Consider the following 13779-nt stretch of genomic DNA (forward strand, 5'->3'; position numbering starts at 1 on the left):
TTGGCAACGGTTAGAAGAATTAGGGATAGTACCAGGAACCTCTTTATATGTTCAAGGAAAAAGAGTGAGAAAAAGTCGGCCTGCCACCGGATTTGAGCTTGCTTGTAAATGGAAAAGAAATTATGGGAAATATCAAGTTAAAGAAGCTTGGTTTATTCTCACGGATTTAGGTTCATTGCCAGCAGCAATCAATGCTTATAAGCAGCGGATGGGCATTGAAGAAATGTTTCGAGACTGTAAAAAAGGAGGCTACGATCTTGAAGGAACTAGCCTCGAAGGAAACAGACTTATTAATATGATTCTCCTGATGACGCTTGCCTACAGTTCGGCAATATTTCAAGGCACTGAATTGAGAAAAAAGCAGGTACAAAAATATGTATCTCGTCGCAAAGAACCCAAGAAAAAATATCGTAGACGGAGTACATTTGGTGTTGGCGTAGATGCTGAAAAGTGGGTTCATTATCTCGAACAATATTCTTTCGATGTGGAACAGTTAATGAAGTTAAGTCCTTCTAAACGCCGCTTTTATCAACAAGGTATGCGGGCTGCAACCCTTATACAGTCTATCTCGTAGACCTCTTTGTCACCCCCCCAGGTATAATTCAAATTCATTTGAGAGGATGATGTTCCGCGAGAATTTTCTCAACCCTCGCTTCATCAATTCTCGCAGTCAATCTTGTTGACTCGTTGTTATCGCGAATGGTTTTTGCTAAAGTAAAAGACGAGCCAACCGAAAAAGTTAAACCCATACCCATAAAAGCCTTTTGCCAAGGATCTACCTGTAAATAAATCACACCAACAGTAGTTGCAGAAATGGCAACAATAAAAGAAACCCAGCACTGAAGAATCCAAGCATTAGTATCTTTTTGACGTAGGATTTGTTGTGACATAATCTTTAAACCCCAAATAGATATTTTGGTTGATTAACTTATACAATAATGAGCGTGAATGAAGCGGTCAGGAGAACAAAGGACAGTTTCTAGAAGTGCACAGGGCGATCGGGCTTTTTACTAAAAGCTACAACGTTGTAGGTAGGTTTTCATACTCTTGGAGCCTGGAAAAAAGTAGACAGTTTATAAACTGGACTAATCGAGATTAACTTTGAGATGATTTACTCACTGGTTTTAGGGAGAATCCTCAAAAGTTCCTTTTGGTTTTTGCAGGGCTTTACCAAACCCGACTGGTACACCTTAGCAATAAAAGGTGCTTGATTCCCCCGAATAAATCGTTGCATATTTTCTAAGGCATTTACAAAAGCTTGTGCCACTACAACTCCAGAAACATCGCCACCCACAAATGCAAACAGCCGTACATTACCTTGAGCCACAGCCAATAACTCCAAAGGACGGCTAGCAATTTTCTTGTCCTTTGTAAGTACAACCCAATTGCTTTCTCCAACTATCCTCAGCCAATCCTCATCCTTGACATCTTGCTTAAAACGATCGTCATGAATTTCTACTGTCGCCCCCGCCTTTCGTAACGAATCTGCCAGTTTTGTTCCTAAACATCGATCGATGAAAAATATCTCATTCATGCTACTAGCGGAAGTTCGCAGCGAATACCTTCCTCTATTTGGAGCCGATCGCAATTATAGTCCTCAGCAAGTTCATCGATGGAATCACCCGCTTTGTAACGTTCTGCCAGCATAGCTGTGGGAATGCCAGTTCCAGCCAAAACTGGGCGACCAAAGGAGATTGTGGGGTCAATCATCACTGTTTTAGGTTCGTCGGAACCTGGTAGCTTCGTGAAAGGGAAGAGTTTGATAGGTAATCCAGCTTCATCTCGTACAATGCGATCGAAATAAATGTCTAGAATCTGCCTTGCTTCCTGTTCCCTGCCGGATGCTGCAAGCTTCTGTCCGCATCTCTCAAACAAAAGAGCAATTCCCTCGACTTGAAACTCAATTCGAGCGTATAAGTGAGGAGTAGAAAAATTACGGTTGACACATTTGAGAGTGGTGCTAAGTTGCTTGCGGGAGAAGCCTGTAGCCTTAACAATAGCCATCAAGACATGAGCCTCTACCAAATTTGTGAAAGAAAGTAGTGTAGTTTTGGACTGGGGCAGCAGTTCAAGATTATTGTGTTGAGGTAACTCAATCAACGGCTCAAAGAAGTGCTTGTCCGTTTTTGTTTGCGAGTACCAGCCAACAACCCAATGTCGCAACATATCTCTCCGCAGCCTGAGATATTGTGCTGCTTGAGGGATAGAATATATCGGAATATCCCGCAGTTCCAAGTTGTTACTATCAGCCATAGCACTTACCTCCAGCCTAAATACTTATATTTTTGCACAGTTCGCGGGCGATCGCAAAAATCTCTCCCGACCATACCCAGATACCCGACTTCTTCAAGAAATCGGGTATCTAAAGCAACCTAATTAGCTCCTAAAAGCGCTGTATCTACTTATTTTTCTGCTGAGTCTTAGCTTGTTCGATCGCAATTTCCCTCACAGCTTGGAAAGAACTCAAATTCGACGAACCCTCAATCGCCTTCACCGCCAAATCTTGAACCTGTTTCAAAGCAGAATCAAGTTGCTGTGACAAACTAGCAAGCCGCGCATCTTGATTTTGAATAGTCTGCAACATCCCTTGAATTTGCAGCTCATAATTTTGCTTTTGTCCTTCAATATCTTTAGCCAACAAATCCGCCTTAACCTTAGCTTGATAATTGCCAATATTGCGACCAGTATCCTTCCCATTCTTGATATTAGCTTCCAATTCCTTCGGAAAAGCTTCCACCTTAGCCTTAACATCCGCAGACAAACTTTCCCGTTCCGAAATAGATTTTTCCCGTTCCGCCCACTGTTTCTCCTGTTCCTGGCGAAACTCTTCAATTTCTTGATAAAGCCTTTGCTGGCGCTGTTCGTATTCTTCGATATCCAGATTTCGCTGAAGATTCAGATCGTAATCATACAACTCCTCATCCCGGCTGCGAGCTTTTTGCTGATTATCATTGCGTTCTTTCACTGCCAACTTTTGCAATTCCTGCTCTTTTTCCCAAGCCAGCCGCAGTTCCAACAACTCCTGTTCAACAGTTTCGCGCCGTTCGCTGAGTTCGTCAGTAAAAGTTTTCGCACTTTCTTCGTACTGCTGAATTAAATTATCCAGCGTATCTTCCGCAACATCTTCTAAACCGTGCAACTCTTGCAGTTGTTGAACTTCCTCCCCCACAACGCGCCGCAATTCTTCCAATTTAGTAGCTTCGGAAGTTAACTTTTCAGACAACTCGCTGACAGCGCCACCAAAGCCAAATTGCAGCAAAATCAAATTGTCGATTGTGGACTGCATTTTTTGTTGAGTTTGAGTTGAAACCATTGATTTTTGTGCCTCCACAATAAGTTTTTCAGGAACTGCTGCTTGCTTTGGGGAAGCATTTAGCTGTTTGATTTGCAATTCTAATGCAGCTTTTTCTTGCGCGGCTTCCTTGTACGCTTCTAAGATTTCAGCCTTGGTGCTTTTGTCGCTAACTTTTTTGTTCATGGCTTTTGATTTGTTAATAGTGGTGAATTAGGTTCGCAGTCAGGAATTAAGTCCTCACTGCGAACCGAGTTTTAAGCTTTGCTCGCAAAAGCTTTCATTGCCAAATCTTGCGCTTGCTTCATCGTAGCTTGCAGTTGCGCGGAAATCTCAGCAATTTGTTCAGTTTGCCGCGCAATAGTCTGCTGTAAAGATTGCACTTTCAACTCATATCCCTGCTTGCTTCCTTCCCATTCCTTGTCCGCTAAATCTGCCTTGACTTTAGCTTCGCGGGAAACTTCTTGAATAGCTTCTTCTTTGGCTTTCACATAAGCCTGTTTGAGTTCTTCTTCAAATCCAGCGGCTTTCCTTTGATTCTCTTCAAACTCCGCTTGATTGTCGCTGAGGGCTTTTTCTCTTTCCGCCCAGTTTTTGTCTTTTTCGCGGGTAGATTCTTCCAATTGCCGTTCTAGTTTGCGCTTCGTTTCTTCGTATTCGTCGGTTTCAATTTTGCGAGCGCGCTGCAATTCGTATTGATAATCGGCTGTTTCCTGCTGGCGCCCTTTTGTTGTGAGTGCAGTTTGTTCTTGAAATGCTGCATCAAATTCTTGCTGTTCTTTTTCCCAAATCTTGCGCTTTTGGGTTGTATCTTTTTCCAATACTTCGCGCTGGTTGGCGGCGTTTTGTTCGAGGAGCGTCAGTTTTTCCCGGTGTTCTTGAGTTAAAATGTGGAGAGCGTCTGCTACAACTCTAACTTGCTGCAACTCTTGCAATTGTTCGGCTTCAATTTCGATCGCCCGTTTTAATTCATCTAATTTCGCAGATTCCGCCTTCAGTTTTTCCGAAAGTCCGCTGGTGATGCTACCGAAATCTAATTGCAAGTCTGCCAAGCCTTTGACGATGCTATCAATTGTGTAGGTAGAAGCAACTTCTAGGAGTTGTTTGCTTTTGGCTTTTTCCGCTGACTGTTCCTTAGTTTCGACTTTCGATTCAATCTTTTTTTTGTCTGCTAAAATTTGGTGAAAACTTTGCAAAATCTTGGTTTTGCTATCTTTGGCTGTTGCTAGTGTCATAAGGTTTGTTGCTCCTGATTCAAACTTTTGCAGGGTTGGTTTGTGAGACGTTTTAAGTTATCCTAAGTTCCGCAGTTGGCTGAGAATAGATCGGTATTCTTTGGCTGCATTCGGTGGAAAGTCGGGATTATTGCTGTCTAGAGATTTGAGAATTTTTTGACAGCGATCGCACCGATTGCTTTGCCAGCATTCGCACTCCTCAACTATACTTAAAAGCGTGTTTTTTAGCAGTTGATTTTCCGAAAGCAAAGCTCGGTAATTCCGCCGGATAGATTCGGCAACTACAGTCATGTGCTGGAAGTCTTCGGTAAGACTTTCGATGTCGTTGACTGTATCATCCCGAATGCGATCGAGCATCTCGAAATTCTCTCTCAAACGGCTTTCTTGCAGGTTTGGTTGGGTTTTGATTTTAGTGACTTTTTTCATTTGGCTCTTCGCTGTCACAGTTACGGAAAAAGCGCGATTAAATCGCGCCTTTTCCACAAAATTAGAACAAGTCAGCAGTGGCTCTATCTTCCGCTGGCGGTAGCGACATACCGCCGTTAGAATTCAAAGCAATAGCATCGCTTTCACCGCTAGTGTGAGCGGCCATCAAGGACGCAACTTGTGCTGCTGGTAGGTTGTCTAAACAGATCATAGCCCTGGTTCCTTCTAAGTCAATCATCCGCGATTGATTGCTCGGATCGGACAAAACTGCTGCTGCTTGATCGATAACTGCCCAGTCTTTTCGCTCCATCCACGACCATTTTAAACTGTAGTAATTAATTGGTTTTACTACTCCGCTGTCGTCTGGTTTTTGACCGGAATGTTTGACGAATTCGGGAACAAATATTCCGGTTGCTGGCTCTACGCCGCGCGATTGAACTGATGCGACTAAACGGTTAAAATCGTTTAAACTGCGGTTTTTGATGTATGTCACCATGACAACTCCTTGGGGGAGTTCGCCTGTTTCTGCGACGAACCAAAGTTGACCCCAAAGTGTGTGGGAAGTTTGACCGAGGGAACCGAAAAATTTGGCAAATTTGAGGATGGTGATCGAACACTTGGAACCGTAATCGGTATCGCCGATCGCCCACTGGCCGCTTTGGCAGTTGTTGCGAACGGCGATCGGGATTTCTGGTACTAGCAAAGCATTGTTCGGTTTGGCACCAAATACTGAAAATGTAGGTCTTTCTTGTGTTTTAGTAGTCATTGTTGTTTTTCCTTAGTTCTTTATTGATTTACAGACAATTGGGAATTGGTAATTGGGAATTGGTAATTGGTAATTGGCTAATTCTCCCCATCTCCCCATCTCCCCATCTCCCCTTCCGATTACCGAATGAGATGTGTTGTAGCTTTTGGTTCGGGATATTTGTACTCAAGCATCGCCTCTTGTTGAGCTTGAATAATCCGCAGGGCGGTGAGCAAATGCTCTAAGGTTTCTAGGTGGGCTGGGGTGAAGTGGATGCTGAAGCCTTCGCCATCCCGCGCGTAGCCCGGACAAACCAGTGAGGCCGAACTTTGTTCTTCGTGGGTGGCGATGTATAGCCAGTCATCGTCTTCAAGCTTGTAATGCGTGTCTGTCCAGGTTCTCAGCATTTGCTATCTGTTCCTCCTTATTTGCTGCGTACAAGGGTTTAGATCCGGCTGGCGATCGCTCCTCTCAACTTAGCGGCGCTATATATAGCGTGTTTTTTTAGCTGATTTCCACTTTTAACCACAGCAGTGCGGTCACGACAGTTGACTAAAGGGTCAACTAAATTCATGGTAGCGCATGTTGATTTTCCCGTCAAGTATTTTGTTGAAGTTTTCATCAAAACAGGCTAGAATGCTTGTCAGGAGGCGAAAAACCGTGGAACAAACATTTGGAAGACTGATCCGTCAAGCTCGCAAGGATAAGGCTTACTCACAACGTGAGCTTGCTGCTATGCTAAGTGTGGATTTTACTTATTTGTCGAAGTTGGAGAACGATCGCGCCGATTACGCGCCAAAAGAGGAAGTAATTCGAGCATTGGCGCGGAATCTCGACATTAACGAAGAGGAATTGATTTTTTTGGCGGGGAGACTGCCTCAGCAGTACGAAGCGCTGCTGAAGCAGAATCCGAAGGAAATGCAGGCTCTTTTCCGCCGGATGCAAGAAAATCCAGATTGGCTCAAACAATCTTTTGAAGCGTAAGAGAGGCCCCTGATAGTGAGTATTTTTAAACCGTATTGCTTCTATCCCAAAGAATCGATCGAGCGTTTGGCAAATGACATTTTAATGCAGATGCAGAAAACGCAAAAGTTTGCTCCGAAATGGCCTTTTGAAGCGACGACGGTTGCTGATTTTCTGGATTTGGGCGTAGTTTGGGACTGCATTGAGCCGGATGAAGAAGGTGCGATCGCCGCCAGGATTTTACCCCAGCAGCGGTTAATCGAAATCAACGAATTGATTCTCGAAAAACCGCCGGGGTTCATCGAATCGACGATCGCCCACGAAATCGGCCACTGGGTGCTGCACGTCAATCAAGACGAAGCAGACGGTACTGTCGAACAGTTGGAACTCAATTTGGGCGATCGAGAAAAAACAGCGTCTGATGTCGAAGAACCGTTTGTTTGTCGGGGTGCGATCGCGAATACCAAAATTGCGTCGATCGAATGGCAAGCCCAATATTTTGCAAGCTGTTTGTTAATGCCCCGAGTTGTTTTGGAAGATAAAAGAAAGGGACGCGATTTAACAAAATGGTCGCATTTATACAAAATGAGAGATGAATTGGGAGTCAGCATTTCCAACTTGACAAACCGCCTGCAAGAGTTCGACTGGATTTACATTCCCAAGGGAACGCGCGAGATTTATGCCGGGAAAGATGCGGCAAACGGACAGCAGCGGTTGTTTGGATAAAATTTGATTCAATTTGAGGTTTGAGATTTGGAAGCGATTCTCTAATCTCAAATCTTTAAAATTACTTTCTAATTCAGTTACATTTTATGCTAACCAATATTGAAATCCTGCTGGCAGCTTGTGAGGAATTAAATATCCCTTGCGAAATCCTGCATCCTACCCAAAACTTGATTAGAATCAAACACGGCGGCGAAGAATATTATTTTGTCAATTACATGACGCCATTTAACAGCGCGTCAGCAGCAGAGATTTTTAAAGACAAAGAATATACCTATCAAATCTTAAAGGGCAAGATAAATACTCCCAAAACTCTCAGTTTTGTCTCGCCTCACTGCGAGGAGAAGTATAAAAAATATTTAACTTTCCCAGATATTGAATCAATTGTTTTAGAAGTAAACACAAATTTCGCTTTCCCGGTGATTCTCAAAAGAAATCGCGGTGCTGGTGGCAACAATGTTTTTTTGTGTAAAACTATAGAGCAAATTAAAGCAGCTCTAGAAATTATATTTAACGTCAACAGCAAAGATTATGACTATGTGGCGCTCGCTCAAGAATATATCGAAATTGTCCGCGAATATCGGGCTGTTTTCTGCAAAGAAAAGCTAGTTTTGCTGTACGAGAAAGACAAATCTCAGGCTGAATTTGCGGGGAATTTAAGCCCGCTGCACTGGGAAGGTGCAAAAGCCAAACATATAATTAATCCTGCTCTCATGTCAGAGATTGAAGATTTTGTTAAACCTGTTTTTGATGAAATGGCGATTAATTATGCGGGGCTTGACATTGCGCTAGATAACAATGGAAAATATTGGTTGATTGAAATTAACTCAAGTCCCAATTACGATATTTTTGTGAGAGATAACGATCGCCAAATTGTCGTAACAATGTTTAAAGGTCTTCTGGAGAGCTTAATTTTTAACAAAAAGCCGTAAATGCTCGATTTGAGGAATGCGCTACAATTTACTAAATTCTAATTTTAAAAAGAGTCAAAGCAATGACAGCACAATTGTTAGAATTTGAGGGAACTTGGGAAGAAGTTCTCGCGCATTCTTCAGAATTTTCGGGTCGCCGAGTTCGCATTACTGTTCTTGCTAACGAAGATGAAGAAGCACTTCCATCTCCAGAAGAGAGCTTTCGACAAGCATGGCTGGAAATCAAGACAGGAAAAACTAGACCTGTATCGGAACTGTGGGAAGGTATTGATGCAGAGTGAGTCTTTTTCAATTAAGGTGTACTTTGCCGATCGATTTAAGGGCAATTATCGTTTGCGGTTGGATCGGAGTGATTTAACCGCAGAGAGCGCAGAGGGCGCAGAGGAAGAGAAGAGAGATGAATAATTCGGATACAAATGGATTTGATATGACACTACAACTGTTAGAAGTAGAGGGAACTTGGGAAGAAGTTCTCGCGCATTCTTCAGAATTTTCGGGTCGCCGAGTCCGCGTTATTGTTCTTGCTGAGGAACCGCTGAAGTCAGCCGAAGATTGTTTTCGTCAAGGATGGAAGGAAGCAATGACTGGGGAGACTGTACCGCTTTCTGAACTGTGGCAAGGAATTGATGCAGAATAATCCTCTTTCATCAGCGTTGATCGGCGTTGATCGGCGGTTAAAATTATCTTATTTCCGGTTGCATCGCTATTGTTCAAGACTTTGGGCGGTGCGTGAGTGCAAACAGTTTCATCACCTAGATTCAAATATTTATTGCTCTCACGCACCCTACAGCTACAAACCTTAGATTATACCAATTTCAAAAAATAATGCAACAGTATTCTTGTCCCCCCCTTGCTAAGGGGGGGGCTAGGGGGGGTCGGAGAGTATTGCATGATTTTAGAGAAATGGTATTACATCCTCTCCAACACTTGAATCCCCAACAATCCTAACCCCAACTTCAAAGTCCTCGCCGTCAAATCGCACAACATTAGCCGCGAAGTCCGCAGCGGTTCCTCGGCTTTCAACACCGGACATTGCTCAAAAAATTGATTGAATTTTTGACTCAATTCAAACAAATACTGACAAATTCGATTCGGCAACAAATCGCCGCCCACAGAATTTATAACTTCATTGAACTGCAATAAATGCTTTGCCAAGACTAACTCGGCATCGGACTGCAAAATCACTTTTGCACCTGCATCTAAGTTGTCAAAATCAATCTCTCCTTTGCGGCGAATGCCCTGGACGCGCACGTAGGCATACAGCATATAAGGTGCGGTATTTCCTTGCAATGCAAGCATTTTGTCGTAGCTAAATACATAGTTACTAGCGCGATTTTGACTTAAATCGGCATACTTAACCGCACTTAAACCAACTGTGCGAGATACGTTAGCAATAAATTCCTCAGTTTCCTGTCTTTCCTCGGCTTTTAATCTGTCTTCTAAATCTTGGCGCGTGCGGACGATCGCCTCATCGAGCAAATCTTGCAATCGCACTGTATCCCCAGAACGAGTTTTTAACCTTTTTCCGTCTTCGCCCAATACCAAACCGAAGGGAACGTGGACAATTTCGACATCTTCAGGAATCCAACCGGCTTTTCTCGCAACTGCAAATACTTGGGCGAAATGGTTGGCTTGTCCCGAATCGGTGATGTAAATGATGCGCTTTGCACTGTCGTTTTGGATGCGGTAGCGGATGGCTGCTAAATCTGTTGTTGCATAGTTGTAGCCGCCGTCGGTTTTCTGGACAATTAGCGGCAGGGGTTCGCCTTCTTTGTTGGTGAAACCTTCTACAAAAACGCATTTCGCGCCGTCGCTTTCTACTAGCAAACCTAACTTGTTTAAATCTTCGACTACTGCGGGCAATAATGGATTGTAAAAGGATTCGCCTCGTTCGGTTAGTTTGATGTCTAGTAAGTCGTAGATTACTTGGAATTCGCGGCGGGATTGATCGCACAGCAGTTTCCAGGCGCGGCGGGTGTCTTCCGCCCCGGCTTGGAGTTTTACTACTTCTTGGCGGGCGGTTTCTTTGAAGGTTTCGTCTGTGTCGAAGCGCTGTTTTGCTTGGCGGTAAAATGCGACTAAATCGCCTAAATCTAGAGCGTCAGCGGTTGTTAATGCTTCGGGGTGAACTTCGCGCAAGTATGCGATCAGCATTCCGAATTGGGTGCCCCAGTCGCCGATGTGGTTGATTCTGAGTACGTCGTGGCCTTGAAATTCGAGGGTGCGGGCGATCGCATCTCCGATGATTGTCGATCGCAAATGTCCGACGTGCATTTCTTTGGCGATATTCGGACTCGAAAAGTCGATCGCCACTCTCTGAGGCGTTTTAGTCGGTGAAATCCCCAAACGAGGGTCGATCGCGATCGCCCTAACTTGCGCTTCCAAATAAGCCGGTTTGAGCTTCAAATTGATAAACCCCGGGCCGGCGATTTCTGGGGTTTCGCAGATGTCGGCGATGTCGAGATTTTCAATAATAGCAGAGGCGAGATCCCGCGGGGGCTTTCCTAACTTTTTGCCCAAACTCATTGCCGCGTTGCACTGAAAGTCCCCAAAGTTGGGATTGCTGGCGGCGGCTAGCATCGGATCTGTACCTGCATAACTCTCGCCGAATGCGGAGGTGAAGGCTTTTTCAAATCGGGTTTTTAACTGTTGGGCGATCGAGTTCATCTTTAATATTTTGATTGGATATTTATTTTAAACGCTAGGGGTTGAGGTCGATCGCAACTTTTAGCTTTACTGCTGGGGGGATTTCCCCCTCGATAATATTTTCTATCCTGACCTCAATCACAGCGTTTCGTATCTTAGATTACAGATTATCACAATGCCGATCGCCAAACAAACCCGTCAAGATCACATATAGTCAACGATCGCGATCGCTAAATAATTTTGTTAAATCGCTTACATTAAGGTATGTTAAAATTTTTTCAAGGCTCCCAAAAATCCTACGAAAGGAAGTAGTTATGTTATCTCAACCTGTTTTTGGCGATCGTTCTCTGACACAAGCCTTTGATCGAGCAGTAATCGCTCGCTTCGATGAGCCTCTGAGTCTTTCAACTCAAGCACTATTAGAAGATTGCACCCTCGGCTTCGCCGCTTGTCCCGAAGGAGTCAAAACCTTTTTCATCATCGCGCCGAGTCTGGATGTAGCAGACGAACTAATTCAAAGAATCGACAGCATTTTAGATCGAGTTGTCGAACTCATGGCTGGAGTCAGACAAGTTGGCCTGTGCATCTTTCCCACCAGCAGCGAAGACGAGCAACCTGTCGAACTCCCAAACTCAGAAAAAGTTCCCCCCGATTGTATTGCTTGCAAATTCTTTACTATTATTTGTGCGGATGCTGCGAACGATCGCTAAAATTGACAGTTAGCAACCAGCAAATCGCTGCGATCTGCCCAAGCTGTGCAGCGTGCAGGCATCGAATAGATTGCTTGTTAGTTCAGTTGCTGGAATCTAGAGGGCAAATCGTGCAGGTAATTCGATCGAAAGCAACATTGCACTCGCTATAAAAGAGTGTTAAACAAGTCGGGAAAATTAATATATAAAAGGCTCGCTTGTCAGTCGCTCTGATTTTTACCTGCCGGCTCAAACAGCCGTGCATCTACTTTTTAGCTCCACCATCAAAGCCTCCAAAACGCCGCATAAAATTTCTGAGTGTCTCGCTTCAAAAGACAGTTGAGAGTTAGTAGAGCCTTCTCTTCTATGACTATAGGGCATAGGGCATAGGGCATAGGTCGCCGTGGGCCTAGGGCTATCCTCACTTTTTTGAGAACCGCTATAGGGTGTGTCAGCTTGCAGTTTCGCTCCAATTCAAACACTTTGAAACTGACGCACCCCTACGGCGATATATAGTGCGATCGCTCTGCCGCGATCGGAGAATTTGTTAAAAATTTAAGTTGAAAATTTTAATTATTAAATTTTATGTCTAATATGGGCGATAAAATCTAAGATTGAAATTCTCAAATCTCAAATTAAGCCATCATGGTAAAACTGACACCGAACCCCAGCTTTAGTTTAACGATTCGCGTTGCTGTGCCGAACCAGCCGGGAATGCTCGCCAGCGTCATCAACGCGATCGCCTCTGCAGGCGGCAACTTAGGACAAATCGACTCGATCGAACAAACCCGCGCCACTACAGTTCGCGATATCACCGTCGATGCTTCGAGCACCGAGCACAGCGAAGAAATAGTCCAAGCCGTGAAAGCGCTACCGGATATCAAAGTGATCGACGTGTACGATCGCACTTTCCACTTGCACCGAGGCGGAAAAATCAGAGTAGAAAGCAAAATTTCCCTCAAACGCCAGTCAGATTTGGCAATGGCCTACACCCCCGGAGTCGGCCGCATTTGTACTGCGATCGCCAAGGATCCGCAACAAGTTTACAACCTCACAATCAAACAAAATACTGTTGCCATTGTTACCGACGGCAGTGCAATTTTAGGACTGGGAAACCTGGGGCCAGAGGCCGCCCTGCCGGTCATGGAAGGCAAAGCCATGCTATTTAAAGAATTTGCCGGAATTGATGCCTTTCCTATCTGTCTGAACACCCAAGATACCGAAGAAATTATTCGTACAGTACAGAACATTGCCCCGGTTTTTGGGGGAGTGAATCTCGAAGATATTTCTGCTCCCCGCTGCTTTGAAATCGAAGCAAGATTGCGGGAAACTTTAAATATTCCAATTTTTCACGACGACCAACACGGCACTGCAATTGTCAGTTTGGCAGCATTAATTAATGCCTTGAAATTCGTCAAAAAATCCCTCGCCCAAGTGTGTATCGTGATTAACGGTGCCGGTGCGGCCGGAGTCGCGATCGCCCGCTTGCTGCGTAAAGCAGGTGCCGAAAACATCATCATGTGCGACTCCAAAGGTGTCCTCTCCAAAGACCGCACGGACATGAACCCAGAAAAACTAGAATTTGCTGTGGCCAAGGGCGGTACTTTGGCAGATGCGATCGCCGGTGCGGATGTATTTTTAGGCGTTAGCGCCCCCGGCGTGCTGACGCGATCGATGGTGCAATCGATGGCCGAGAATCCGATTGTTTTTGCAATGGCAAATCCCATTCCCGAAATTCAGCCAGAATTAATTACTGAGGATGCGGCAATTATTGCTACCGGACGCAGCGACTACCCAAATCAAATTAACAATGTTTTGGCATTTCCGGGGATATTTCGAGGTGCTTTGGACTGCAAAGCTAGCACGATTACGACGAGTATGTATTTGGGTGCAGCTTACGCGATCGCCTCTTTAGTCAGCTCTTCTCAACTTGACAAAGAACATATTATACCATCTGTTTTTGACGAAAGAGTTGCGATAGCAGTCGCCGATGCAGTGCAGTTGGCCGCCCGCGCCGAAGGTATCGCCCGCGATTAATTGAACGAAGTTCCGCAACGGATTCGATCGCAGATTTAACTGATGTAACGCATAGAGGGAAGTTCGGCTTTCTTGGTCGAACTTCCTTACC

Annotated in this window: 17 protein-coding genes and 1 pseudogene; 8 read left to right on the forward strand and 10 right to left on the reverse strand. The window is 44.6% G+C overall.

Annotated features, from left to right (window positions below):
• Window positions 1-574: pseudogene (locus AACV78_RS20725) on the forward strand (IS4 family transposase); the annotation flags it as partial.
• 34 nt (window positions 575-608) lie between these two features.
• Here the strand turns inward: AACV78_RS20725 and AACV78_RS20730 are convergent.
• From AACV78_RS20730 to AACV78_RS20770, 9 genes are all read right to left on the reverse strand, one after another.
• Entirely contained in the window at window positions 609-890 is a 282-nt protein-coding gene (locus AACV78_RS20730) for a YiaA/YiaB family inner membrane protein (protein WP_194013011.1), read from the reverse strand.
• Window positions 891-1111: 221 nt separating this feature from the next.
• Entirely contained in the window at window positions 1112-1534 is a 423-nt protein-coding gene (locus AACV78_RS20735; protein ID WP_194013012.1) for a PIN-like domain-containing protein, read from the reverse strand.
• Window positions 1531-2253, reverse strand: coding sequence for a DUF433 domain-containing protein (locus AACV78_RS20740; RefSeq protein ID WP_194013013.1), 723 nt, complete (start codon window positions 2251-2253; stop codon window positions 1531-1533). Before AACV78_RS20740 ends, AACV78_RS20735 begins: the two co-directional genes overlap by 4 nt.
• Window positions 2254-2398: 145 nt before the next feature.
• Entirely contained in the window at window positions 2399-3478 is a 1080-nt protein-coding gene (locus tag AACV78_RS20745) for a coiled-coil domain-containing protein (RefSeq protein ID WP_194013014.1), read from the reverse strand.
• 71 nt (window positions 3479-3549) lie between these two features.
• Window positions 3550-4527: a coiled-coil domain-containing protein gene (locus AACV78_RS20750; RefSeq protein WP_194013015.1), complete on the reverse strand. Its 978-nt coding sequence runs from the start codon at window positions 4525-4527 to the stop codon at window positions 3550-3552.
• Between the two features lie 57 nt (window positions 4528-4584).
• A complete protein-coding gene (locus tag AACV78_RS20755; protein WP_194013016.1) occupies window positions 4585-4953 on the reverse strand; it encodes a hypothetical protein in 369 nt (122 codons plus the stop codon).
• 61 nt (window positions 4954-5014) lie between these two features.
• The gene (locus AACV78_RS20760) at window positions 5015-5719 is read right to left on the reverse strand and encodes a hypothetical protein (protein WP_194013017.1); all 705 of its coding nucleotides are present in this window, start codon (window positions 5717-5719) and stop codon (window positions 5015-5017) included.
• Between the two features lie 119 nt (window positions 5720-5838).
• Window positions 5839-6105: a hypothetical protein gene (locus AACV78_RS20765; RefSeq protein WP_194009431.1), complete on the reverse strand. Its 267-nt coding sequence runs from the start codon at window positions 6103-6105 to the stop codon at window positions 5839-5841.
• A 38-nt stretch (window positions 6106-6143) separates the two neighbouring features.
• Window positions 6144-6272: a hypothetical protein gene (locus AACV78_RS20770; RefSeq protein WP_255512937.1), complete on the reverse strand. Its 129-nt coding sequence runs from the start codon at window positions 6270-6272 to the stop codon at window positions 6144-6146.
• A gap of 86 nt (window positions 6273-6358) precedes the next feature.
• Here AACV78_RS20770 and AACV78_RS20775 point away from each other — a divergent pair, with 86 nt between their 5' ends.
• From AACV78_RS20775 to AACV78_RS20795, 5 genes are all read left to right on the forward strand, one after another.
• Window positions 6359-6682, forward strand: coding sequence for a helix-turn-helix domain-containing protein (locus tag AACV78_RS20775; RefSeq protein ID WP_006634885.1), 324 nt, complete (start codon window positions 6359-6361; stop codon window positions 6680-6682).
• Window positions 6683-6697: 15 nt separating this feature from the next.
• Window positions 6698-7387 carry a M78 family metallopeptidase domain-containing protein gene (locus tag AACV78_RS20780; protein WP_194009432.1) on the forward strand — a complete coding sequence of 230 codons (690 nt, stop codon included), beginning with the start codon at window positions 6698-6700 and terminating at the stop codon, window positions 7385-7387.
• Between the two features lie 86 nt (window positions 7388-7473).
• Window positions 7474-8316, forward strand: coding sequence for an ATP-grasp domain-containing protein (locus AACV78_RS20785; protein ID WP_194009433.1), 843 nt, complete (start codon window positions 7474-7476; stop codon window positions 8314-8316).
• 62 nt (window positions 8317-8378) lie between these two features.
• Entirely contained in the window at window positions 8379-8597 is a 219-nt protein-coding gene (locus tag AACV78_RS20790; protein ID WP_194009434.1) for a hypothetical protein, read from the forward strand.
• A 116-nt stretch (window positions 8598-8713) separates the two neighbouring features.
• Entirely contained in the window at window positions 8714-8953 is a 240-nt protein-coding gene (locus AACV78_RS20795) for a hypothetical protein (RefSeq protein WP_228042364.1), read from the forward strand.
• Between the two features lie 272 nt (window positions 8954-9225).
• Here AACV78_RS20795 and argS read toward each other — a convergent pair whose 3' ends face one another.
• Window positions 9226-10983 carry an arginine--tRNA ligase gene (argS, locus tag AACV78_RS20800; protein ID WP_194009435.1) on the reverse strand — a complete coding sequence of 586 codons (1758 nt, stop codon included), beginning with the start codon at window positions 10981-10983 and terminating at the stop codon, window positions 9226-9228.
• A gap of 293 nt (window positions 10984-11276) precedes the next feature.
• Between argS and AACV78_RS20805 the strand changes: the two genes are divergently transcribed.
• Window positions 11277-11672, forward strand: a complete 396-nt coding sequence (locus AACV78_RS20805) for a hypothetical protein (RefSeq protein WP_194009436.1) — start codon at window positions 11277-11279, stop codon at window positions 11670-11672.
• Window positions 11673-12296: 624 nt separating this feature from the next.
• A complete protein-coding gene (locus AACV78_RS20810) occupies window positions 12297-13688 on the forward strand; it encodes a malic enzyme-like NAD(P)-binding protein (RefSeq protein WP_194009437.1) in 1392 nt (463 codons plus the stop codon).
• The last annotated feature ends 91 nt before the right edge of the window (window positions 13689-13779 follow it).

This window comes from Tychonema sp. LEGE 07196 (genome assembly GCF_963890365.1).
GTDB lineage: Bacteria > Cyanobacteriota > Cyanobacteriia > Cyanobacteriales > Microcoleaceae > Microcoleus.